This is a genomic window from Brevundimonas sp. 01N35, from assembly GCF_056399785.1.
In genome coordinates this window covers 81,372-106,768 of record NZ_JBFTRZ010000002.1, presented here as the reverse complement: position 1 = coordinate 106,768, position 25,397 = coordinate 81,372, and the positions used below count along the sequence as shown (strand labels likewise).

Annotated in this window: 13 protein-coding genes; all 13 read left to right on the top strand. The window is 67.3% G+C overall.

From position 1 onward, the window contains the following. The first annotated feature begins 95 nt into the window (after positions 1-95). The 13 genes from AC1DJ5_RS02200 (at position 96) to AC1DJ5_RS02140 (ending at position 25,359) form a co-directional block, all read left to right on the top strand. Positions 96-1,115: a ligase-associated DNA damage response exonuclease gene (locus AC1DJ5_RS02200; RefSeq protein WP_477019532.1), complete on the top strand. Its 1,020-nt coding sequence runs from the start codon at positions 96-98 to the stop codon at positions 1,113-1,115. Then, positions 1,115-2,731: a cisplatin damage response ATP-dependent DNA ligase gene (locus AC1DJ5_RS02195; RefSeq protein WP_477019531.1), complete on the top strand. Its 1,617-nt coding sequence runs from the start codon at positions 1,115-1,117 to the stop codon at positions 2,729-2,731. The genes AC1DJ5_RS02200 and AC1DJ5_RS02195 overlap by 1 nt, the downstream gene beginning before the upstream one ends. Positions 2,732-2,784: 53 nt before the next feature. Beyond that, positions 2,785-5,226 carry a ligase-associated DNA damage response DEXH box helicase gene (locus tag AC1DJ5_RS02190; RefSeq protein WP_477019530.1) on the top strand — a complete coding sequence of 814 codons (2,442 nt, stop codon included), beginning with the start codon at positions 2,785-2,787 and terminating at the stop codon, positions 5,224-5,226. Further along, positions 5,223-5,951, top strand: a complete 729-nt coding sequence (gene pdeM, locus AC1DJ5_RS02185; protein WP_441453524.1) for a ligase-associated DNA damage response endonuclease PdeM — start codon at positions 5,223-5,225, stop codon at positions 5,949-5,951. The genes AC1DJ5_RS02190 and pdeM overlap by 4 nt, the downstream gene beginning before the upstream one ends. A 173-nt stretch (positions 5,952-6,124) precedes the next feature. Continuing rightward, complete coding sequence (gene tkt, locus AC1DJ5_RS02180) at positions 6,125-8,188, top strand: transketolase (RefSeq protein ID WP_477019529.1); 2,064 nt, start codon at positions 6,125-6,127, stop codon at positions 8,186-8,188. After that, positions 8,185-11,037 (top strand): bifunctional transaldolase/phosoglucose isomerase, encoded by a 2,853-nt coding sequence (locus AC1DJ5_RS02175; RefSeq protein WP_477019528.1) that lies wholly within the window; start codon positions 8,185-8,187, stop codon positions 11,035-11,037. The genes tkt and AC1DJ5_RS02175 overlap by 4 nt, the downstream gene beginning before the upstream one ends. Before the next feature lie 7 nt (positions 11,038-11,044). Then, positions 11,045-12,085 (top strand): phosphogluconate dehydrogenase (NAD(+)-dependent, decarboxylating), encoded by a 1,041-nt coding sequence (gene gnd / locus AC1DJ5_RS02170; protein ID WP_441453530.1) that lies wholly within the window; start codon positions 11,045-11,047, stop codon positions 12,083-12,085. A gap of 301 nt (positions 12,086-12,386) precedes the next feature. Continuing rightward, positions 12,387-13,610, top strand: a complete 1,224-nt coding sequence (locus AC1DJ5_RS02165) for an efflux RND transporter periplasmic adaptor subunit (protein WP_477019527.1) — start codon at positions 12,387-12,389, stop codon at positions 13,608-13,610. After that, positions 13,607-16,693: an efflux RND transporter permease subunit gene (locus AC1DJ5_RS02160; protein WP_477019526.1), complete on the top strand. Its 3,087-nt coding sequence runs from the start codon at positions 13,607-13,609 to the stop codon at positions 16,691-16,693. Before AC1DJ5_RS02165 ends, AC1DJ5_RS02160 begins: the two co-directional genes overlap by 4 nt. Continuing rightward, positions 16,690-19,899, top strand: coding sequence for an efflux RND transporter permease subunit (locus tag AC1DJ5_RS02155; protein WP_477019525.1), 3,210 nt, complete (start codon positions 16,690-16,692; stop codon positions 19,897-19,899). The genes AC1DJ5_RS02160 and AC1DJ5_RS02155 overlap by 4 nt, the downstream gene beginning before the upstream one ends. Before the next feature lie 9 nt (positions 19,900-19,908). Then, on the top strand, positions 19,909-21,324 hold the full coding sequence (locus AC1DJ5_RS02150) for an efflux transporter outer membrane subunit (RefSeq protein ID WP_477019524.1): 1,416 nt from the start codon (positions 19,909-19,911) through the stop codon (positions 21,322-21,324). Between the two features lie 86 nt (positions 21,325-21,410). Then, a complete protein-coding gene (locus AC1DJ5_RS02145; RefSeq protein WP_477019523.1) occupies positions 21,411-21,974 on the top strand; it encodes an RcnB family protein in 564 nt (187 codons plus the stop codon). Between the two features lie 595 nt (positions 21,975-22,569). After that, positions 22,570-25,359, top strand: coding sequence for a M14 family metallopeptidase (locus AC1DJ5_RS02140; RefSeq protein ID WP_477019522.1), 2,790 nt, complete (start codon positions 22,570-22,572; stop codon positions 25,357-25,359). Positions 25,360-25,397 lie beyond the last annotated feature (38 nt).

Genomic DNA, 25,397 nt, shown 5'->3' with positions numbered 1-25,397 from the left:
GCAACACCACCCGACAAGGTGCGTTTCCCATTGTCTGCCGAAGGCCCGATTGCGGGATCCGCGAATGACACCCATCAGGAGCGCCCCGCACCCGCATGCCCACGCCCGATCATCGTCCCGTTTCCGTTCTCCGACCCACACCCGCTGGCCTGTGGTGCCCGGAAGGCGACTTCTACATTGACCCGTCGCGCCCGGTGGACCGGGCGGTCATCACCCACGGCCATGCCGACCATGCCCGGGCGGGCCACGGCGCCGTCCTGGCCACCGCCGAGACCCTGGCCATCATGGGCGAACGCTACGGCGCGGACTTCGCCGGGCGGAAGCAGGCCCTGGCCTATGGCGAACGGCTCAGGATCGGAAACGCCGAGGTGTCTCTGGCGCCGGCCGGCCATGTTCTGGGCTCGGCCCAGGCGACGGTGCGGCAGGACGGACTGACGGTCACGGCCTCGGGCGACTACAAACGCCGGCGCGACCCGACCTGCGCCCCTTTCGAGCCGGTGCCCAGCGACATCTTCATCACCGAGGCGACCTTCGGCCTGCCGGTCTTTCGCCATCCGCCGGACACTCTGGAAATCGGTCGCCTGCTGCGCTCGGTGGTCCAGTTTCCCGAGCGCGCCCACCTGGTCGGGGCCTATGCGCTCGGCAAGGCGCAGCGGGTGATCAGACTGCTGCGAGAGACTGGCTATGACGAGACCATCTATGTCCACGGCGCGCTGGAGCGATTGAACCGGCTGTACGAGCATTTCGGCGTCGACCTGGGATCCCTGGCCCCCGCGACAGGATCGAAGGCGGACTTCGCCGGACGGATCGTCATCGCCCCGCCTTCGGCCATCGCCGACCGTTGGAGCCGACGGTTCCCCGATCCGGTCACGGCCTTCGCCTCGGGGTGGATGCGCGTGCGGGCGCGGGTCCGCCAGCGGGGCGTCGAACTGCCGCTAATCCTGTCGGACCACGCCGACTGGGACGAACTGACCGCCACGCTGACCGAACTGTCGCCACAGGAGATCTGGATCACCCATGGCCGCGACGACGCCCTGCGCCGCTGGGCTGAACTGCAGGGGCTGACGGCGCGCGCCCTACACCTTGTCGGCTACGAAGACGAGGACGACGACTGATGCGCGCCTTCGCCGCCCTGCTGGACCGCCTGTCGTTCACGGCGTCGCGCAACGCCAAGCTGCGGCTGATCCGCGACCATCTGGCCGACGCGCCCGATCCCGACCGGGGCTGGGCCCTGGCCGCCCTGACCGGCGCCCTGTCCTTCACCGCCGCCAAGCCGGCCATGATCCGTCAGGCAGTCGAGGCGCGGGTGGATCCCGAGTTGTTCCGCCTGTCCTACGACTACGTCGGCGATCTGGCCGAGACCGCTGCCCTGATCTGGCCGACCCGTCACGGGGCCAACCGCGAGCCGGAGCTGTCGGAGGTGGTCGACACGCTGAACACGGCCAAACGCGGCGAGGTTCAGGGCCTGCTGGAAGGCTGGCTCGACGCCCTGGACGCCGACGGGCGCTGGGCCTTGCTGAAACTGGTGACCGGCGGCCTGCGCGTCGGCGTCTCGGCGCGGCTGGCCTGGCAGGCGGCCGCGGATTTCGGCGGCGTCGAAGTCGCGGCCATTCAGGAGGTCTGGCACGCCCAGAACCCGCCCTACGCCGACCTTCTGGCTTGGCTGGACGGCAAGGCCGAGCGCCCCTCGGCCATGGCCCACGGCCGCTTCCGCCCCGTCATGCTGGCCCAACCGATCGACGAGGCCGTCGACCTGCCCAAGCTGGACCCCGCCGCCTACGCCGCCGAATGGAAATGGGACGGAATCCGCGTCCAGGCCGTCAGCGAGAGCGGCGTCAAACGCCTCTACAGCCGCACCGGCGAGGACGTGTCCGGCGCCTTCCCTGACGTGGTCGCCGCCCTGACCTATGAGGGGGCGATCGACGGCGAACTGCTGGTGCTTCGCGACGGCCGGGTCGCGCCCTTCGGCGACCTGCAGCAGCGGCTGAACCGCAAGACCGCAGACGCCAAACTGATGGTCAGCCATCCGGCCGGCATACGCGCCTACGACCTGCTGGCCACCCACGGCGAGGATCTGCGCGCCCTGCCCTTCGCCGAGCGTCGCGTCCGGCTGGAAGCCTTCGTCGCCGCGACAGGATCGGACCGCATCGACCTGTCGCCACTCGTCCCTTTCGACCGCTGGGACGATCTCGCCGCCCGGCGGGCTGCGCCGCCGCCTGGCGATCCGCAAGCCGCCGAGGGCCTGATGCTGAAACGGCTGGACAGCGTCTATGAGGCGGGCCGTCCACGCGGTCCGTGGTTCAAGTGGAAGCGCGACCCGCACCTGATCGACGCCGTGCTGATGTACGCCCAGCGCGGCCACGGCAAGCGGTCCAGCTTCTATTCCGACTACACCTTCGGCGTCTGGACCGAGGACGTGGACGGGATCCACGCCCTCACCCCGGTTGGGAAGGCCTATTTCGGCTTCACCGACGAGGAGTTGAAACAGCTCGACAAGTTCGTGCGCGACCACACCGTCGAACGCTTCGGCCCGGTGCGCTCGGTCACCGCCACGCGCGAGTTCGGCCTGGTGCTGGAGGTGGCGTTCGAGGGCCTGCAGCGGTCGAAACGCCACAAGTCCGGCGTGGCCATGCGCTTTCCCCGCATCAGCCGCATCCGCTGGGACAAGCCGGCCAAGGAGGCCGACGAACTGACGACGCTGGAGCGGATGCTGGATCAGATCGAGAGATGAAACGGAAGGGGAACGCCCCTATATTCGTCGCTTCGCCCTCTGGACCCGCCGACTTGGATCTCAGCGTCTCCGCTTCCGACCTGCTGCCGCCCCGTTTTCGCGACTGGTTCGCCGAGCGCGGCTGGTCTGCGCGCGCGCATCAACTGGCCATGATCGAAAAGGCTGACGCAGACGCCGACGTCCTGCTGGTCGCGCCGACCGGCGGGGGCAAGACCCTGGCCGGCTTCCTGCCCAGCCTGATCGACCTGGCCGAGCGCGACCCTCGCAACGGGCCGAAATCGCTGCACACTCTCTATATTTCCCCGCTAAAGGCTCTGGCCGTGGATGTGGAGCGCAACCTGCTGACGCCGGTGCGCGAGATGGACCTGCCCATAGTCGTCGAATCGCGCACCGGCGACACCGGTCAGGCCCGCCGTCAGCGCCAGCGGATCGCCCCGCCCGACATCCTGCTGACCACGCCCGAGCAACTGGCCCTGTTCTGCGCCTGGGAGGGAGCGCGTGGCTATTTCGAAAATCTGCGCTGCGTGGTCATCGACGAGATCCACGCCATCCACGGCTCCAAGCGCGGCGACCTTCTGGCGCTGGGACTGGCCCGCCTGCGGAGCTTCGCGCCGCACCTGCGCTGCGTCGGCCTGTCGGCGACGGTGGATGATCCGGCGCGCGTGCGACGTTGGCTGTCGGATCGCGGCGACGACATCGTCCTGGGCCAGGCCGGCGCGCCGCCTCAGCTGGAGATCCTGCTGTCCGAAAACCACGTGCCCTGGGCCGGCCATACCGCCCAGCACGCCATGGCCGAGGTCTATGAGACCATCAAGACGGCGCGCACCACCCTAATCTTCGTCAACACCCGCTGGCAGGCCGAGTTCGCCTTCCAGGAACTGTGGCGGCTGAACGACGACAATCTGCCCATAGCCCTGCACCACGGCAGCCTGTCGGCCGAACAGCGTCGGCGTGTCGAGGCGGCGATGGCGCGCAACGAATTAAGGGCCGTGGTCTGCACCTCGACGCTGGACCTGGGTATCGACTGGGGATCGGTGGACCTGGTCATCCAATTGGCCGCGCCCAAGGGCTCGTCGCGACTGGTGCAGCGGATCGGCCGGGCCAACCACCGGCTGGACGAGCCCTCGCGCGCCGTCCTCGTGCCCGCCAGCCGGTTCGAGATGCTCGAGTGCCAGGCGGCGGCGGAGGCCGTGGCCGAGAACGCCCTGGACGGCGATCCGCCCCGCACCGGCGCCCGGGACGTCCTGGCCCAGCACGTCATGGGCTGTGGCTGCTCGGAGCCGTTCGATCTGGAGGCGCTCTACGCCGAGGTGACCCGCGCCGCGCCCTATGCCGACCTGACGTGGGAGGCCTACGAACAGGTCGTCGATTTCGTTTCGACCGGCGGCTATGCGCTCAGGACCTATGACCGCTTCCGGCGTCTGATCCGAGGTCCTGACGGCCTGTGGCGGGTCCGCACTGAGGAGATGGCGCGGCGTCACCGCATGAACGTCGGCGTCATAGTCACCGCCCAGACGCTGAACATCCGCCTGCCTGGACGGCGCGGCGCCGGCCGCAAGATCGGCCAGGCCGAGGAAGCCTATTTCGAGCAACTTTCGCCAGGCGACAGCTTCCTGTTCGCCGGCCAGGTCTGGCGCTTTGAAGGGGTCGAGGGCGCCGACGCCATCGTCACCCGCTCGGCGGAAACAGAGCCCAAGGTCCCCAGTTGGGGCGGCTCGAAATTCCCCCTGTCGACCTATCTGGCCAAGCGGGTACGACAGATGATGAGCGACGAGGCCTCCTGGTCGCGCCTGCCGCCCGACGTCTGCGAATGGCTGCACGCCCAGAAGGAGCATTCCAGCCTCCCGGGCGAAGACGATCTGCTGGTCGAGACCTTCAGCCGGGGCAAACGGCATTTCATGATCTGCTATCCGTTCGAGGGGCGCCTGGCGCACACCACCCTGGCCATGTTGGTCACGCGGCGGCTGGACCGCGCCGGGGTCGGACCGATCGGCTATCTGGCCAACGACTACGCCCTGTGCGTCTGGGCCATGCGGTCGATGGACGGCCTCGATTTCGACGCCCTGTTCCAGCAGGACATGCTGGGGGATGATCTGGAAGCCTGGCTGGACGAAAGCTTCATGATGAAACGCGCCTTCAAGGAGTGCGCTCTGATCGCCGGCCTGATTGAGCGACGTATGCCGGGGCATGAGAAAAACAACCGTCAGGTCACCTTCTCGGCGGACCTGATCTACGACACCCTGCGCCGACACGACCCCGACCATCTGCTGCTGTCCTGCGCGCGCGAAGATGCAGCGCGAGGCCTGTTGGACGTCGCGCGTTTGGGCGAACTGCTGACGCGGATATCCGGCCGCATCCGCGTCGAGCGGCTGGCGCATCTGTCCCCCTTTGCCGTTCCCCTGCTGATGGAGATCGGAAAAGAGCGGGCGCCGGGGACTTCGGCGGTCGACATGATGCTGGAGGACGCCGCCCTAATAGACGAGGCCATGTCTTGACCGCTTTGGGGATCGGCGCGGCGACCGACGACGGCGCCCTGACCATCCGCGTCGCCAACGTCGAGGTCGTGCTGCGGGCCTCAGGCGCTCTTTGGCTGGCGCAGGAACGGATGCTGGTCGTCGCGGACCTGCACCTGGAAAAGGGTTCAGCCTACGCCGCACGAGGTCAGTTGCTGCCGCCCTACGACACGCGTGAGACCCTGGACCGGCTGGAGCGCGAGGTCGGCGCACTGGCGCCTCGCTCGGTCGTCCTGCTGGGCGACACCCTGCACGACGGCGACGCGGAGACCCGCATCGCCTCATCAGAGCGGGCGCGGATCGCCGCCCTGGCGGATCGGCTACGGCTGATCTGGGTCTGCGGCAACCACGACCCCGACGGCGCCGGCGACCTGGGCGGCGAGACGGCGGCGGTTGTCGCGGTCGCCGGATTGACCCTCCGCCACGATCCCTCCCCCTATCCCGCACTCGGCGAGGTCGCCGGACACCTGCACCCCTGTGCTCGCATCCACGGCCCCGCGGGCAGCGTGCGGCGCCGTTGCTTCGCCTCGGACGGTCGCCGCCTGATCCTGCCCGCCTTCGGCGCCTATGCCGGTGGATTGAACTTGCGTGACGAGGCCTTCACGCCCCTGTTCGAAGCCCTCCCCGTCGGCTTCGCTCTCGGGCGGCGCGTGACGGCGGTGGCCCATGAACATTTGAGACCTGATCGCGCCGCCTTCACCCGCTGAACTAGCTGAAATTCAAAGAAACCCGGATCTCTGATTCCGGCTTCAGGCGTCGGTTTGCCGCTTGGCGCTGCAAGCTTATTCCGCAGGCGCCTTCTCCGGCCGCTGCAACTTCGCTTTCCCCCGTGAGTTTCGAAATGGGGTAGCCGGATTGCGACGAGGCGAAACAGGGTGTCATGACCATCGACCGCCTTTGCATCGACACCATCCGCACCTTGTCGATGGATGCCGTACAAAAGGCCGAGTCCGGCCACCCCGGCACGCCGATGGCCTTGGCGCCCGTGATCTACACCCTGTGGCAGCGCTTCTTGCGCTACGATCCCACCGACCCGTTGTGGCTGAACCGCGACCGCTTCGTGCTGTCCAACGGCCACGCCTCGATGCTGCTCTACTCGATGTTGCATCTGGCCGGGGTCATGGCGACGGGCCCGGATCAGGAGCTTCTGGACGCCCCCGCCGTCTCGCTCGACGACATCAAGGCCTTCCGCCAGTTGGACAGCAAATGCCCGGGTCATCCGGAGTATGGCCACACGACGGGCGTTGAGACGACGACCGGTCCGCTCGGTCAGGGCTGCGGGAACAGCGTCGGCATGGCCATCGCCGAGCGCTGGCTGGCCAAGCATTTCAACCAGCCCGACTTCGCCGTCTTCGACCACGACGTCTATGTCCTGTGCAGCGACGGCGACCTGATGGAAGGGGTCAGCAGCGAGGCCGCCTCGATCGCCGGCCACCTGATGCTGGGCAACCTCTGCTGGATCTACGACGCCAACAACATCACCATCGAAGGTCACACGGATCTGGCCTTCACCGAGGATGTCGGGGCGCGTTTCCTGGCCTATGGCTGGAACGTTATCCATGTCGGCGACGCCAACGACACCCCGCGCATAGCCGAGGCCCTTGAGCGCTTCCGCGCAACCCAGAACACGCCCACCCTGATCATTGTCGATAGCCATATCGGCTATGGCGCGCCGCATAAGCAGGACACCAGCTCCGCCCACGGCGAGCCGCTAGGCGAGGAAGAGGTCCGCTTGGCCAAGCGCAGCTACGGTTGGCCGGAAGACGCCCAGTTCCTCGTCCCCGAGGGCGTGCGCGAGCATTTCGACGCCGGCATCGGCCTGCGCGGCCGGCAGGTGCGAATGGCCTGGCAGAAAGGCTACGACGCCTATCGTGCGCAGCATCCAGACCTGGCCGAGCAACTGGACCAGATGGCCAAGGGCGAGCCGCCGGTGGGCTGGGACGCCGACCTCCCCAACTTCCCCGCCGACGCCAAGGGCATGGCCAGCCGCGAGTCGTCGGCCAAGGCGATCAACGCCATCGCGCCGCGCTATCCCTGGCTGATCGGCGGCTCGGCGGACCTGTCGCCCTCGACCAAGACCAACCTCACCTTCGAGACGGCCGGCAGTTTCGAAGCCGGCTCATACGGCGGCCGCAACCTGCATTTCGGCATTCGCGAGCACGCCATGGGGGCCATCCTCAGCGGCCTGGCGCTCTCCGGGCTGCGCGCCTACGGCTCCAGCTTCCTGATCTTCTCCGACTACATGAAGCCGGCCATCCGCCTCGCCGCGCTGATGCAACTGCCTGTCGTCTATATCTATACCCACGACTCCATCGGCCTCGGCGAGGATGGTCCGACCCATCAGTCGGTCGAACAGCTTGTCGGCCTGCGCGCCATTCCAAACCTCGTCGTCCTGCGGCCGGCAGACGCCAACGAGGTGGTCGAGGCCTGGCGGGTCATCGGCGGACTCAAGCATCAGCCAGCTTGCCTGGTGCTAAGCCGTCAGGCGCTGCCGACCTTCGACCGCTCGCTCTACGGCTCTGCCCAGGGGCTGGCCCGCGGCGCCTATGTCATGGCGGACGCCCAGGACAAAGACCCTGACGTGATCCTGATCGGCACGGGCAGCGAAGTCAGCGTCTGCGTGAAGGCCTTCGAGACCCTCAAACACCAAGGCGTGGCCGCCCGGGTCGTCAGCATGCCGTCGTGGGAGTTGTTCGAGCAACAGGACCAGACCTATCGCGACGGGGTGCTCCCGCCCCACGTCACGGCGCGCGTGTCAGTGGAAGCCGGCTCAGTGATCGGCTGGGACCGCTACGTCGGGGCCGACGGCGCCAGGATCGGTATGCGCAGCTTCGGGGCGTCGGCCCCCGCCAAGGACCTGATGGCCCGGTTCGGATTCACGCCGGACGCGGTGGTCGAAGCCGCCAAGGCCCAGTTGGCGCAAGCAAAGGGACAAGGCGCATGAACCCGTTGCGGCAGCTTGAGGCCTGCGGCCAGGCGATCTGGCTGGACTATCTGAAGCGCAGCCTGATCCAGACGGGCGGCCTGAAGGCCCTGGTCGACAATGATGGGCTGAAGGGCGTGACCTCCAACCCCTCGATCTTCGAGAGGGCCATCGCCGAGAGCGACGAATACGCCGACGCCATCAAGGCGTTTCAGGCCGACGCGGACCACAGCGTCGCGGACATCTACGAACACCTGGCCATCGAAGACATCCAGGCGGCCGCCGCGGTTCTGCGCCCGGTCTTTGAACAGACCGAGGGCCGGGACGGCTACATCAGCCTGGAATGCTCGCCCTATCTGGCCAACGACACCCAAGGGACCATCGTCGAAGCCCTGCGTCTGCATCAAGCGGTGGATCGACCCAACGTCATGATCAAGGTTCCGGCGACGCCCGCCGGCATCCCCGCGATCCGCGAGTTGACCGGGCGTGGATTGAACATCAACATCACCCTGCTGTTTTCCCTGGACGCCTATGAACAGGTGGTCGAGGCCTATCTGTCCGGGCTCGAGCAGTGGCAACGGGCGGGCGGCGACCTGTCCAAGATCGCCAGCGTCGCAAGCTTCTTCCTCAGCCGCATCGACATTGCGGTCGACAAGCGGCTGGACAAGCTGAACGACAAGGCCTTGGCGGATGGGCTACGCGGCAAGGCGGCCATAGCCAGCGCCACACTGGCCTATAGCCGCTACCAGGCTCTGTTCTCCGGCCCGCGCTGGCAAGCCCTGGCCGCAGCCGGGGCCAAGACCCAGCGCCTGCTATGGGCCTCCACCAGCACCAAGAACCCGACCTACAAGGATACCCTCTATGCCGAGGCGGTGATCGGTCGCGACACCGTGGACACCTTGCCGCCCGCGACCATGGACGCCTTCCGCGATCATGGCATCGTCACGGCCGACGCCATCGAACAGGGCGTGGACGAGGCCCGCGCCTTGCTCGTGGCGCTGGAGCAGCAGGGCGTGTCGATGAAGGCCGTCACCAACGCCCTGGTCGTCGATGGCGTCCAGGAGTTCGCCGACGCCTTCGACAGGCTGTTCGCCGCCATCGCCCGCCAGCGCAGCCAACTGAACGGCGAAGGCTCCAACCAGCAGATCGTCTGCGGCTCGCCTGAACTGGAGGCTGCCGTGACCAGGATGATGGAGGCGTGGCGCAAGGACGGCCGCATTCGCCGGCTCTGGGCCGGGGACAAGACGCTATGGACCGGCGCGGACGAGGACCAGTGGATGGGCTGGCTGCATTCGGTGGACGAGGCCCTGGCTGACCTCACGCCGCTGCAGGCCTTGGCCGAGGAAGTCCGGCAGCGCGGGTTCACCGACGTGCTGTTGCTGGGCATGGGCGGCTCCAGCCTGGGACCAGCCGTCCTGGCCGAGACCTTCAGCCGCCAGCCCGGCGCGCCGCGTTTCCATATGCTCGACAGCACCGATCCGGCCCAGATCAAGACCGTCGAACAGGCGGTCGATATCGGCCGGACCCTGTTCATCGTCTCTTCCAAATCCGGCGGCACGCTAGAGCCCAACATCTTCCTGGACTACTTCATGGACCGCGTGGTCGCGGTGCGGGGCCAGGACAAGGGCAAGGCGGGCGAGCAGTTCATCGCCGTAACCGACCCCGGGTCTTCGCTGGAGACGCGCGCTAGAACCTTGGGCTTTAGCCATATCTTCTACGGCGCGCCCTCCATCGGCGGGCGCTATTCGGTGCTGTCCAATTTCGGCCTGGCGCCGGCGGCGGCCATGGGTCTGGATGTCGCGCGCCTGCTTCGCGCCACCCGGCCGATGCAACACGCCTGCGGACCCGATGTCCCGCCAGCGGAAAATCCGGGCGTGCAGTTGGGGATTCTCCTGGGCGTGGCCGCCAAACAGTTCGGCCGCGACAAGGTGACGATCATCGCTTCGCCGGGCATCGAGCCTCTCAGCGCCTGGCTGGAGCAGCTCTTGGCCGAGAGCACCGGCAAGCAGGAGCGCGGCCTTATCCCCCTGGCCGACGAACCGCTGGCCTCCCCCGACCTTTACGGCCAAGACCGGCTGTTCGCCTATATCGAGCTGGACGGTCGGGGCGAGGCCGCACTGCGCCAGGCGGTGCAAGCACTGGAGCAGGCCGGCCACCCCGTCGTACGCATCACGATCAAGGACATCTGGCGCCTCGGCCAGGAGTTCTTCCGCTGGGAGATCGCCGTGGCTGTGGCCGGAGCGATCATCGCCATCAACCCGTTCGACCAGCTCGATGTCGAGGCCAGCAAGGCCAAGACCAAGGCCCTGACCAAGGCCTATGAGACGTCGCAAAGCCTGCCCGAAGAGGCGCCGCTGTTTCGCGGCAAGGGGGTCGCCCTCTACGCCGATCCGCGCAACGCCGCCAACCTTGGCCGGCACCACAGCCTGTCGGGCTACCTGAAGAGCCATCTGGACCGTCTTCACGCGGGCGACTACGTGGCGCTCCTGGCCTATATCGAGCGCAACGAGCGCCACAGCCAGGCGCTGACCGCGATCCGGGCCCGTATCCGCGACAAGACCCGGGCCGCAACCTGCCTGGGCTTCGGGCCGCGCTTCCTGCATTCGACCGGCCAGACCTACAAGGGCGGACCCAACAGCGGCCTATTCCTGCAACTCACCTGCGACGACCCGGCCGACATCCATGTGCCGGGCCACGGCTACAGCTTTGGCGTGGTCAAGGCGGCGCAGGCGCGCGGCGATCTGGAGGTGCTGGTCGAACGCGGCCGACGGGCGCTCCGCGTTCATCTGACCGATGTCGACGCTGGGCTAGCCGAGTTGGCCCAAGCCCTGGACGCGGCGCTCGCGCAACCGCGCCGCTCGAAGGAGTGACGGCCCCATGCAGATCGCGATGATCGGACTTGGACGCATGGGGGGCAATATGTCCCGCCGTTTGATGGCGGCTGGGCACAGTTGCGTGGTCTATGCCCTGGACGCTAAGGCGCGCGACGTCCTGGCCAAGGAGGGCGCCACGGCCGCCGACTCGCTGGCGGACCTGGTCGGCAAGCTGCAAAAGCCGCGCGCGGTGTGGCTCATGCTACCCGCCGGACAGGCCACCGAAGAGACTGTCCATCAATTGCGCGATTTGCTTGAGACCGGCGACACGATCATCGACGGCGGCAACAGCTTCTACAAGGACGACATCCGCCGGGCCAAACTCCTAGGCGAAAAGGGTGTCGCCTATGTCGACTGCGGCACCTCGGGCGGGGTCTGGGGCCTGGAGCGCGGCTATAGCATGATGATAGGCGGACCCCAGGAGGCCGTCGCCCGTCTCGACCCGATCTTTGAGGCCCTGGCCCCCGGTGTCGGCCACATCCCCCGCACGCTCGGGCGCACCGGCGAGGTTTGCCAGGCCGAGCGCGGCTACATCCATGCGGGTCCCGCCGGCGCAGGGCACTTCGTCAAGATGGTGCACAACGGCATCGAGTATGGGTTGATGCAGGCCTATGCCGAGGGCTTCAACATCCTGCGCAACAAGATCTCCGAGGATCTAGCGGAGGACGAACGCTACACCCTGAATCTGGCGGATATCGCCGAGGTTTGGCGGCGCGGCAGCGTGATTACCTCCTGGTTGCTCGACCTGGGGGCCGCGGCTTTGGTCAAGGACGAGCAACTCAACGAGTATTCCGGCTTCGTTCAGGATTCCGGAGAAGGCCGCTGGACCGTGGAGGCCGCCATCGAGGAAGCGGTACCAGCGGACGTGCTGTCCACCGCCCTCTATGCACGCTTCCGCTCGCGCCGGGACCACACCTTCGCCGACCGGATGCTGTCGGCCATGCGCTTCGGCTTCGGCGGCCATATCGAAGGCGCCGAGGCGATTGATCCCGCGCCCGCATCGGGCGCCGCAGGGCGAGCGCCGTCGAAGCCCGGGCCGGACTAGGACGTGTCCAGCGATGCGTTAGCTCGCATGCGACCTGTCAGCTTAAGTCTTCAGAGCAAAGCGCCTTTCTCGCCACCGCCCCCGGCGACATCAGCCCGGCGAACAAACCTGCGGTCAGATCATCCCTGCGCATCCCGACGATCTAGCGTCGCATATCTTCGTTTTTGCAATCTCTCCCTAAGCCTTGGCCAAAGCCCGCCGACGTGTTCTTCTGATCTCCGCCAGCCCCTCGCCTTAACGCGCCAATTAGTGAGCGCCTTCCCTCTGATCCCACGCTGCACAGACATTTCAGTCAGGCACCATGGACGAACATCCCGCCGCCCCTGAACGCTCGACGACCGACGCTGAAAGACGCGGGCGCGTCGGCCGAAAGCGAGGGATCTGGATTCTGCTCCTGTCCATAGCGGCGCTTCTGGCCCTGGCCTGGTTTCTGACCCATCGAAATTCCAACGCGGACAAGGCGCGCGCGGGCCACAAGCCGCCCGTGGCTGTCGCCGTGGCGGCGGCGACCAAGGGGTCGGTCCCGATCCAGGTCGATGCGCTCGGCACGGTCACGCCTCTGGCCGAGGTGGCGGTACAGCCGCAGGTTTCAGGCGTGATCGCCGCCGTCCTCTATCGGGAGGGCCAGATCGTCGCCAAGGGCGCGCCTCTGGTCGTGATCGACCCGCGCCCGTTCCAACTGGCCCTGCAACAGGCCGAAGCCGCCCTCGCCCGCGACGAGGCGCAGCTTCAAATCGCCCAGCTGACCCTGGACCGTTACCGCACCCTGTCGGCGCAGGACTCAATCGCCGGCCAGGATGTCGACACCCAGGCCGCGACCGTCAAGCAACTGGCGGGCGCCGTAGCCGGCGATCGCGCCGCCATCGGCGCAGCAAGGCTGAACCTGACCTTCAGCCGGGTCTCGGCCCCAGTCAGCGGCCGGATCGGACTGCGGACGGCGGATCTGGGCGCCTATGTCACGCCAGCCGGCGGCGGCGTCGCCACGATTGCGCAACTGACCCCCATCGACGTCGAATTTTCGGTTCCGCAGCAGGACCTGACGCGCATCCGCACCCGCTTGGCGGCGGGGTCGTCGCCGCCCGCGACCGCCCTGGACGAAACCCGCACCCGCGTCCTGGCTCAGGGACAGTTCCTGACCCTGGACAACGCCGTGGACGCCGCCACCGGCACGGTGAAGGCCAAGGCCCGCTTCGCCAATACGGACGGCGCCCTCTTCCCCGGCCAGTTCGTCAATACGCGGCTGCTGCTCGAGGTTCAGGAGGATGTCGTCCTCGTCCCGTCCGCAGCCGTTCGCACCGGGCCCAGGGGCGATTTCGTCTATGTCGTCAGCCCAGCCTCCAAGGCCACCTTCCGTTCCGTCCGCCGCGGCCCGACCAGCGGCGACCTCGTCTCGATCAGCCAGGGACTCGCCGTCGGGGAACAGGTGGTCACGGCCGGCGGCGATCAACTGACGGACGGCGCACAGGTGGTTCTGTCGAACGCGGGAAACCCAAACTCTGCGACCCACCAACACCCAGGCCGATGAATATCTCGGGCCCCTTCATCCTGCGTCCGGTTGCGACCGCACTGATGATGGCGGCGCTGGTGCTGGCGGGACTGGCGGCGTTTCGCCTGCTGCCGCTCTCCGCCCTGCCCCAGGTCGACTACCCGACCATCCAGGTCCAGACTCTCTATCCCGGCGCCAGCCCGGAAGTGATGGCCAACACCGTCACCGCCCCGCTGGAACGCCAGTTCGGCCAGATGTCGGGCCTTGGCCGAATGAGTTCGACCAGCGCGGCGGGTGCCTCGGCGATCACCTTGCAGTTCGATCTGTCCCTGTCGCTTGACGTGGCCGAGCAAGAGGTCCAGGCGGCCATCAATGCGGCGGGAAGCCTGCTGCCCGCCGATCTGCCGGCACCGCCCATCTATGCCAAGGTCAACCCGGCCGACGCCCCCGTCCTGACCCTCGCGATCACCTCCGCCACCCTGCCTTTGACCCAGGTGGAGACCCTGGTCGACACCCATCTGGCCCAGAAGATTTCCCAGGTCGGCGGCGTGGGTCTGGTGTCGCTCAGCGGCGGCGCCAGGCCAGCCGTCAGGGTTCAGGTCGACACCCAGCGGCTTGCATCCTACGGCCTGACCATCGACGCCCTGCGCACCGCGATCGCCAGCGGCGCGGCCAGCGGGGCCAAGGGCGGTTTCGACGGCCCAAGCCGCGCCTACACGATCGACGCCAACGATCAGTTGACCACGGCCCAGGACTATCGGGACATGGTGCTGCTGTATCGCGATGGAGCCGCCGTCCGGCTATCGGACGTCGCCAGCGTCATCGACAGCGCCGAAAACGTGCGGCTGGGCGCCTGGGCCAACCTGACGCCCGCGATCCTCGTCAACGTCCAGCGCCAGCCCGGGGCCAATGTCATCGCGACGGTCGACGCCGTAAAGGCGCGCCTGCCCGACCTGACGACCGGTCTTCCCGCCGGGCTCAAGGTCGAGGTGCTAAGCGATCGCACGACCAGCATCCGCGCCTCGGTCCGGGACGTCGAGTTCGAGATGCTGCTGGCCGTCGCCTTTGTCGTGGCCGTGATCTTCGCCTTCCTCCGCAGCGGCCCCGCGACCCTGATCGCGGGTCTGGCCGTGCCGATCTCGCTGATCGGCACCTTCGGCTTCATGTATCTGATGGGGTTCAGCCTCAACAACCTCAGCCTGATGGCCCTGACCATCGCCACGGGCTTCGTCGTCGACGACGCCATCGTCATGATTGAGAACATCGCCCGCCGCATCGAGGCCGGCGAAAAGCCGTTCCAGGCGGCGTTGAACGGCGCGCGCCAGATCGGCTTCACCATCGTCTCGTTGACCGTGTCGCTGATCGCGGTGCTGATCCCCCTGCTCTTCATGGGCGATGTGGTGGGGCGGCTGTTCCGGGAATTCGCCGTCACCCTGGCCGTCACCATCGCCATTTCCGCCGTGGTGTCCCTGACGCTGACGCCGATGCTGTCGGCCTATTGGCTCAAGCCGCGCCCGTCCCGACCGGAGGGGCAAACCGAAGCCAAGCCGGACGTCTTCCAGCGCCTGCTGTACCGCTATGATCGCGCCCTGGACTGGGTGCTGGACCGTCAGGGCGCGACGCTGGCAGTGGTCGCCGTCACCCTGGCCCTGACCGCCCTGCTCTATATCGTCATCCCCAAGGGCCTGTTCCCGACCCAGGACACCGGCCAGCTTCAGGCCGAGGTGCGCGCCGCCCGTTCCATCTCCTATGGCGGCATGGCCGAAACCCAGCAGGCAGTCGCCAAGGTCCTGTTGCAGGACCCGGACGTGGCCTCACTGAGCGCCTTCATCGGCGTCGACGGCGTCAACACCTCCCTGCTGGGCGTTGGGCGGATGCTGATCAACCTCAAGGACCATCGCACCGCCTCCCAGGCCGTGATCATGGACCGACTGAAGCAGGCGGCGGCGACCGTGCCGGGCGTGGTCCTCTATGTTCAGCCGGTTCAGGACCTGACCATCGACGCCGAGACCGGCCCGACCCAGAACCGTTTCGCCTTGCAGGGCTCGGACCAGGCGACCGTGGACCTCTGGGCGCAAAAACTCACAGCCGCCCTGCAGGACGGGTCGAAGCTGAGGAACGTCGTCACCGACGCAGGCGCGTCCGGTCTGGCCGCCTACGTCAACATCGACCGGGATACGGCGGCGCGGCTCGGCGTCACCGCCTCGACGGTGGACGAGACCCTCTACAGCGCCTTCGGCCAGCGGATCGTCTCGACCATCTTCGACGAAACCAACCAGTATCGCGTCATCCTGGAGGCCGACCCGACGCTGGTGTCCACGCCCGCGGACCTGGCCCTGCTGCACGTTCCGACCATTGGCGCGCCGACGCCCCTGTCCGTAATCGCCGCCATCGAGGAGCGGTCGGCGCCGCTGGAGGTCAACCATGTGGCTCAGTTTCCTGCCGCGACCGTAGGATTCAATGTCGCGCCGGGCGCCTCGCTGGGCGCGGCGGTCGGTCAGATCCGCCAGACGGCCCAATCCATCGGGCTTCCGCCCAGCGTCCAGATTGTCTTCCTGGGGGCTGCCAGCGCCTATGAGAACTCGCTTCAGAACGAGCTCTGGCTGATCCTGGCCGCCGTCGTCTGCGTCTATATCGTGCTGGGCGTTCTCTATGAGAGCTTCATCCACCCCCTGACCATCCTGTCGACCCTGCCGTCGGCCGGGATCGGGGCTCTGCTGGCTCTGATGCTGACCGGCAACGACCTGGGGGTGATCGGCGTCATCGGGATCATTCTGCTGATCGGCATCGTCAAGAAGAACGCCATTATGATGATCGACTTCGCCCTGGACGCCGAGCGCGACCAGGGCAAGCCGCCGCGCGAGGCGATCCATCAGGCCGCGCTGCTGCGTCTGCGGCCGATTCTGATGACGACGCTGGCGGCCATGTTCGCCGCCGTGCCCCTGATGCTGGGATGGGGGGTGGGCTCCGAACTTCGTCACCCGTTGGGCATCGCCATCTTCGGCGGGTTGATCATCAGCCAAGCCCTGACCCTGTTCACCACGCCTGTCGTCTATCTGGCCTTCGACCGCCTGACCCGGCGTCGAGCGCCAGCCGCCCTGGGCGAGGAGGCGTCGGCATGAACCTGTCGGGGCCATTCGTCCGTCGTCCGATCGGCACCATCCTGCTGACCATCGGCCTGGCCCTGACCGGCATCGCCGCCTTTTTCAACCTGCCGGTCGCGCCCCTGCCCCAGGTCGACTTTCCGACGATTTCGGTTTCGGCCAGCCTGCCGGGGGCCAGTCCCCAGACCATGGCCGCCAACGTCGTCACCCCGCTGGAACGCCGCCTGGGCGTGATCTCGAACGTCAGCGAACTGACCTCGTCCAGCACCACCGGCCAAGGCCGGATCACCCTGCAGTTCGATCTCAGCCGCGACATCAACGGGGCCGCGCGCGACGTCATGGCGGCGATCAACGCCGCGCGCGCCGACCTGCCCACGACTCTGAAGGCCAACCCCAGTTACGCCAAGACCAATCCCGCCGACGCTCCGGTCATGATCATCGCCCTGCAATCCCAGACCCGCACCCCGGGCCAGATCTATGAGGCCGCCGCCAACATCGTCCAGCAGACCCTGTCGCAGATCGACGGCGTCGGCTCGGTCGAGTTGGGCGGAAGCTCTTTGCCTGCGGTGCGCGTCGAACTGAACCCTCATGCCCTGAGCCAATACGGCATCGGCATGGAAGACGTACGCGCCGCCATCACCGCCGCCAACCCGAACCGCCCCAAGGGGGTCATCGAGGACAGCGCCCGCGCCTTTCAGATCTACACCAACGACACGGGCCAGTCGGCGGCCGATTTCCGCGACCTGATCCTGGCCTGGCGCGACGGGGCCCCGGTGCGTTTGAGCGATGTGGCCGAGGTGGTCGACAGCGTCGAGGACCTGCACACCCTGGGCCTCTACAACGGCGAACCCGCTGTCGTGGCGCTGATCAGCCGCCAGCCCGGAGCCAATGTCATCAAGACCGCTGACGGCGTCAGGGCCGCCCTGCCCTTGCTGAAGACGCGCCTGCCGGCCGACATCGAAATGGCCGTCGCCGCCGACCGGACGCTGACGACCCGGGCCTCGCTGAAGGAGGTCGAGATCACCCTGCTCATCGCTCTGGTGCTGGTCGTGCTGGTCGTGGCCGTCTTCCTGGGCAGCGTCCGGGCCACGATCATTCCCGCCGTCGCCGTGACCGTGTCGATCCTCGGCGCCGTCAGCGTCATGTTCCTGCTGGGCTTCAGCCTCAACAACCTCAGCCTGATGGCCCTGACGGTGGCGACCGGCTTCGTGGTGGACGACGCCATCGTAGTTCTGGAGAACACCAGCCGCCATCTGGAAAGGGGCATGGACCGCGTCCAGGCCGCCTTGCTGGGCGCGCGCGAGGTCGGCTTCACCGTCGTCTCGATCAGCCTGTCTCTGGTGGCGGTCTTCGTCCCCCTGCTGTTCATGGAAGGGATCGTCGGCCGCCTGTTCCGCGAGTTCGCCGTCACCCTGGCGGCGGCGGTGCTGATTTCGCTGGTGATCTCGCTGACGGCGACGCCGATGATGTGCGCCTTCCTTCTGCGTCCCGCCCGCCAGGCCAAACAGCCCGGCCGACTAGCGTCTGCGTTGAACCGGGGCTTTGAGCGTGTGCGCGACGGCTATGGATCGGCGCTCGAATGGGCGCTGGATCACGGTCGGTTGATGCTGTGCGCCCTGGCCATTGTGATCGGGCTGAACGTCTATCTGTTTACCGCCGTGCCCAAGGGCTTCTTTCCTATCCAGGACACCGGCCAGATCAGCGGCGGCCTGAGGGCCGACCAAAGCATCTCGTTCCAGGCCATGCAGGGCAAGCTGAAGCAAATTCTGGACGTGGTGGGTCAGGACCCTGCCGTTCAATCCGTGGTCGGCTTTACCGGAGGATCGCGGGCGGGCGGCGGCTTCGTCTTCATCACCCTGAAGCCCAAGCCCGGTCGCAAGGACAGCAGCCAGACCGTCATCGCTCGACTACGCCCCAGGCTGATGCACGTCAGCGGTGCGACGCTGTTCCTCAGCCCGGTTCAGGACGTCACCATCGGGGCGCGACAAAGCAACGCCGCATATCAGTACACCCTGAAGAGCGACAACGCTGCCGATCTGGCGACCTGGGCGGGGGCCCTGGCCGACGCCATGAGCCGGCGCCCTGACCTTGTCGACGTCAATTCCAACGCCCAACCCAACGGCCTGGAATCCTATGTCATGATCGACCGGACCGCCGCCGCTCGCCTGGGGATCAATTCGGCGACGCTCGACAACGTCCTCTACGATGCCTTCGGCCAGCGGCAGGTGTCCACGATCTACAAGGACCTGAACCAGTACCATATCGTCCAGGAGGTCGCCCCCCAGTACGCCCGCGATCCCTCGGCCCTGTACGACGTCCATGTGCCCGTCAGCGGCGGGGCGACGGTTCTGGCGGCCGGTTCGGTTCAAGCGAGCACCGGCCCGACGGCCTCGCCTGTCCGCAACGCCTCCCAGGGATCCGCCCTGACCCTGACCCCGCGCAAGACAGCGCCGCTCGCGGCCTTCGCCAGTTTTTCCGACTCGGCCGCACCGACGACGATCAACCATCAGGACGGCCAGCTGGCGACGACCATTTCGTTCAACCTTCCACCTGGAAAATCCCTCAGCGACGCCAAGGCGGCGATCGCCGCCGCGGAAGCCGAAATCCATATGCCGTCCAATGTTCAAGGCAGTTTCCAGGGCGCGGCCAAGGCGTTTCAGGACTCGCTGAACAGCCAGCCGCTGTTGATCCTCGCCGGCATACTGGCGGTCTATCTCGTCCTCGGCGTCCTCTACGAAAGTCTGATCCACCCGCTCACCGTCCTGTCGACCCTGCCCTCGGCGGGGATCGGGGCCGTGATCGCCCTGATGGCCTTCAAGATGGAGTTTTCGATCATCGCCCTGATCGGGCTGATCCTGCTGATCGGCATCGTCAAGAAGAACGCCATCCTGATCATCGACTTCGCCATCAACGCCCAGCGCCAACGTGGGTTGAGCGCGCGTGACGCCATCGGCGAGGCGTCGATGCTGCGGTTCCGCCCCATCCTGATGACCACCCTGGCGGCCGCCCTCGGCGCCCTGCCCCTGGCCATCGGCTTCGGCGACGGGGCCGAACTCCGTCAACCCCTCGGCATAGCCATTATCGGCGGTCTGGTGGCCAGCCAGTTGCTGACCCTGCTCACCACGCCGGTGGTCTTCCTCTACCTGGACCGTCTCGGGAGCCCGCGCGCCAGGGCGGCGCGAGCCGCGCCTACCGCTACTCCATCCCCCCTTGGAACCGCCTAGGAAACGAAGATGCGTACCGTGGTCTGCATCAGTGTGGTCGGCGGCCTGGTTCTGACGGCCTGCGCGTCGGGCCCCAACTATGTCCGACCCACGACGCCCATCTCCGCCGCCTACAAGGAGGCCGTGGCGCCGACCGAGGGCTGGATGCAAGCCGTCCCGGCCGACGCCGTCGATCGCCGTGACTGGTGGCGGGTGTTCAACGATCCCATTCTGGACGCGCTGCAGCAGCGGCTGGAGGTCTCCAACCAGAATCTCGCGGCCGCCGAGGCCGCCTACCGTCAGGCGCGCGCCCTCGTGCGAGAGCAGCGCGCGGCCTATTTCCCGACCGTGCTTCTGGAGGGGTCAGGCCAGCGTGCAAAAGCCGCCAGCCTCGGCGGGGGAGCATCCACCGCCAATGCCTATCGCTTCGACATCGGCGGAACCTGGGCGCCGGACGTCTGGGGCGCCGTGCGGCGCGCCGTCGAGGCCGCCGGAGCCCTAGCCCAGGCCAGCGTCGGGGATCTCGCCGCCGCCAAGCTCTCGGCGCAGGGCGAACTAGCGGCCAACTATCTGCTACTGCGCGAGGCAGACGCCGAGATCGCCCTCGTCGCGGCTACGGTCGACGGCTATGCGCGATCGCTTCAGATCACCAGCAACCGGTACGACGCCAGGATCGCCGCCCGCAGCGACGTCCTTCTGGCCGAAACCCAGCTCGCCAACGCCCAGGCCAGCCTGTCGGCCCTGACCCAGCAACGCGCCCAGGCCGAACACGCCATCGCCGTCCTGATCGGACAGGTGCCCGCCGACTTCACCCTGGCCGTCACCCCCTCATGGTCGCAGACCGCGCCCGACGTTCCCGTAGAGTTGCCTTCGGCCCTGCTGCAACGCCGCCCCGACATCGCCGCGGCCGAGCGCCGGGTCGCGGCGGCCAACGCCCAGATCGGGGTGGCGGAAGCCGCCTATTTCCCCGTCATCACCCTGACGGGCGACTATGGCGGAGCCGCTTCGCAACTGAACCGCCTGTTCGACGCCTCGTCCAGCCTGTGGTCGCTGGGCGTCGCCTTGGCCGAGACGGTGTTCGACGGCGGCGCCCGTCGCGGTCGAACGGAACAGGCGCGCGCGGCCTATGATCAGGCCGTGGCCCAATACCGTCAGATCACCCTGACCGCCTTCCGGAATGTCGAAGACCAACTGGCCGCGACGCGGATTCTCGCCCAGCAGAACCAGCACCTCGCCGAAGCCTCGGCAGCCGCCGACGCCGCCGAGCAGATCAGCCTCAATCAGTATCGCGCGGGGTTGGTCGCCTATACGGACGTCGTCGTCGCCCAGGCTACGGCCCTGAGCGCGCGCCGCGCCTTGGCCCAGTCCGTCCTCACCCGCCAACTGGCCGCCGTCGCCTTGATCGAGGCCCTAGGCGGGGACTTTACCGCCGAGCCGTCGTCATGACGCCGGGGCGCAACCTTTCAGAATGGAACGACGTTATGAGGCCTTCAAATCTCCTCGCAACGCCGTCGAATTCAAGGAGCTTCGCCATGAACCGTCGCATTCTGCTGACCACGTTCGTCGCCTTGACCGCTTCCACGGGCGCGCTCGCCGCTTCAAGCTACGCCGCTTCGAACCCGGATGCGCAGCACGGGCAGATGCAGCAACCGCCGGGAGATATGCAACACCGGCAGATGCAGATGCAGGCGCCCCGCAGCGATATGCAGCGTGGACCGCAAAGGGACATGGGACCCATGCCTCGCGGTGAACCGCAAAGAATGCCGCGTGACTACATGCCACCGAGCCGACCGGAAGGAATTCAGAATCGCCCTTCCTTCGACCGTGACTTCATGAACCACAACTTCCAGGCCAATGAAGGTCATCGCATTGGCCCTTATCACGGCCCCGAAGGCTTCGAGTACCGGCGCTGGCGGTTCGGTGAAATGCTCCCGCCGATCTTCTGGGACGAGCAATACTGGCTGTCGGACTACTGGCTGTTCGGCCTGGACATCCCTCCCGTCGGTTATGAATGGGTGCGCTACGGACCAGATGCCATCCTGGTCGACGTTGCTACGGGAGAAATCGCCCAAGTCGTCTACGACGAGTTCCTGTAGGCTGGTGGCTGGCGGTTGCCGCTCGTCTGGTGAAGGCGATCCGGCGCATGGCCGTACCGTCGGCTCCGGTCGGGCTCATGCGCCACTGAGCTGCCGCTTTGGCGACGTGACGGCTGTCGATGGATTTCGCTCTGGCCCTGGTCGACCCCGACGGTGCGGTAAATGCACCCCGCTGAAGGTTCGCCGCTCATGACGTCATGATGTGCTTCGGCCTGACCAGCGGCCGCTTCGTGATCGGTACGGTTCTCGGGAGACCCTTCGGAAGCGCGCTGTCAGTCCAACGCCGAACCGTCGGGTGGAGACGGCTGACCGCCCCATCGAGAACGGTCAATTTGACGATCCTCCGTCGAGCCCCCTTTGTTGGCGCGCAGCAGACGGTCCACGACCCCGGTGCTGACAACGACCGTCCCTTCGACGCTGTGCGACCGGCTCACCCTGCTGGACCTGGGCGCCGACGATCTCTCGCCAAGCCGCTAAGACCTGCTCGACGCTCGAAAATTTTCGGGTGTCGCCCCGCCAGACGAACTCCGGCTTTGACGAAGCCTGCGACAAGCTTGACTATGGATCGTAATCAGAAGACGTCCCAGGAGTTCGCATGACCCGAGTAACCGCCCCCTGGGCAGCTGGATTGGCGGCCTTGCTGCTGTCGGCGACCAGCGCCCTGGCCTATGAGGGCGTACTGGCCCAGCCGCCCGCCGCCGCACCGGCGAACGCATCCGCGACGACCTCGCGCATCACCTCGCCGCGTGAGGCCTTCGGCCATGAGGTCGGGGCCGACTACCACCTGATCAACTACACCCAGTGGGAAGCCTATCTGAAGACGCTGGCCAGCCAGTCGGACCGGATGAAGCTGGTCGAGATCGGCAAGTCGTCCGAGGGCCGCACTCAGTACATCGCCATCGTCTCGACGCCGCAGAACCTGGCCAACCTGGACCGCTATCGGGAGATCGCGCGTCGTCTGGCCAAGGCCGAGGGCGTCAGCGAGGCCGAGGCCCGCGCCATGTCGGCCGAGGGCAAGGCCGTGGTCTGGATCGACGGCGGTCTGCACTCGACCGAGACCGTCCCGCCCCAGGCCCTGATCGCCGCCGTGCACGAATGGCTGACGGCGGAAGACCCCGAGGCCCTGCGCGTCCTGAACGACACCATCATCCTGTTCGCGCCGCTGAACCCCGACGGGATGGAGTTGGTCTCCAACTGGTACATGCGCAACGCGGACCCGCTGAAGCGCGAGTTCGCCTCGATCCCGGTCCTGTACCAGAAGTACGTCGGCCACGATAACAACCGCGACTATTACCTGTCGGCCATGGCCGAGACGACCAACGTCAACCGCCAGTTCTTCCGCGAGTGGTTCCCGCAGATCATCTACAACCACCACCAGACGGCGCCCGCCGGAACCGTGGTCTTCATGCCGCCCTTCCGCGACCCGTTTAACTACAACTACGACCCGCTGGTCATGGGGACCCTGTCGGAAGTCGGCGCGGCCATGCACAGCCGCCTGATCGAAGAGGGCAAGCCCGGCTCGACCATGCGCAGCGGCGCCAGCTACTCGACCTGGAACAACGGGATGGAGCGCTCCATCACCTACTTCCACAATGCAGTCGGCCTGCTGACCGAGATCACCGGCCACCCGACGCCGAGCCAGATCAGCCTGATCCCGCAGAACCAGCTGGCCCGCAACGACCTGCCCATGCCGGTCGCGCCCCAGACCTGGCATTTCGCCCAGTCGATCGAATACTCGCAGTCGATCAACCGCGCCGTCCTCAACTACGCCTCGCGCAACAAGGACCGGCTGCTGTTCAATATCTGGCGCATGGGCCAGAACGCCATCGACAAGGGCAACACCGACACCTGGCGCATCACGCCGACCGGCGTCGAGGCTCTGGTCGAGGCCGCCGGTCCCACGGCGGGCCGTCGCGGCGTCGATCCGGCCCTCTATGACAAGGTGCTGCGCGATCCGGCGCGTCGCGATCCGCGCGGCTATGTCATCCCGGCGGATCAGGCCGACCTGCCCAACGCGGTGGCCTTCCTGAACAGCCTGATCAAGACGGGCGTGGACGTGGACCGCGCCACGCGCGCCTTTACCATCGGCGGCACGACCTATCCGGCCGGCTCCTATGTGGTGAAGACGGCCCAGGCCTATCGCCCGCACGTGCTGGACATGTTCGAGCCGCAGGACCACCCGCACGACCTACAGTATCCGGGCGGCCCGCCCGCCCTGCCCTATGACGCGACCGGCTATACGCTGGCGCTGCAGATGGGGGTCAAGTTCGACCGCATCCTCGACGGTTTCGAAGCCCCGACCGAGCGCGTGGCCGACGTCATGACCCCGCCTGCCGGCAAGATCGAAGGCTCGGGCCGCGCTGGCTGGCTGATCGATCACGCCCCGGTCAACGGCTACATCCTGACCAACCGCCTGCTGGCGGCGGGCGTGCCCGTCTATTGGCAGGAAGGCGAGACCCGCGCGGGCCGCGCCATCCTGGCCCCCGGCGCCCTGTGGATCCCCGCCGACGCCAAGGCCCGTCCGATCGTCGAGGCCGCCGTGCGTGACCTGGGCCTGAACGCCCACGCCGCCGCCCGCGCGCCGGGCGGCGACAAGATCGCGCTGAAGCCGGTGCGCGTCGGTCTCGTCGACCGCTACGGCGGCTCGATGGCCTCGGGCTGGACCCGCTTCATGCTGGAGCAGTTCGAGTATCCGTTCGAGGTGGTCTATCCGCAGCGTCTGGACGCGGGCGATCTGGCCAAGGATTTCGACGTCCTGGTCTTCGCCTCGGACATGATCCCCGCCAACCTGTCGGCGGCGGCTCAGGACGCCGACGACAAGCAACCCGAACCCGACGCCATCCCGGCCGAGTATCGCGGCTGGCTGGGCAAGATCACGACCGAGACCTCCGTGCCGCAGATCGACGCCTTCGTGCGCGGCGGCGGCAGCGTGGTGACCATCGGCTCGGCCCACCGTCTGGCCACGGCCCTGGGCGCGCCGGTTCAGGACGTGCTGCTGGGTGCGGACGGCAAGGCCCCGGCCTCGACCGACTTCTTCATCCCCGGCGCCATCCTGCGCACCGAGGTCGACAACACCCAGCCCCTGGCCTTCGGCGCCTCGGACCGGATGGACGTCTTCTTCAACCGCAACTCGGGCTTCCGCCACACCGGGGAAACCGGCTCCATCGTCCGCTATCCGCAGCAGGTGACGGTTTCGAGCGGCTGGGCCATCGGCCCGCAGAAGCTGTCGGGCTCGGACGCCATCCTCGACCTGCCGCACGGCGCGGGCCGGGTGATCGTGCTCGGCCCCGACGTGGTCAACCGCGCCCAGGCCCGGTCCTCGGCCCGCCTGCTGTTCAACGCCCTCTTCTACGGGCCGGCGACGACAGCGAAGTCCGGCCGATAAGGCTCAAAAAGGCGGCGGGCCATACGTCCGCCGCCTGC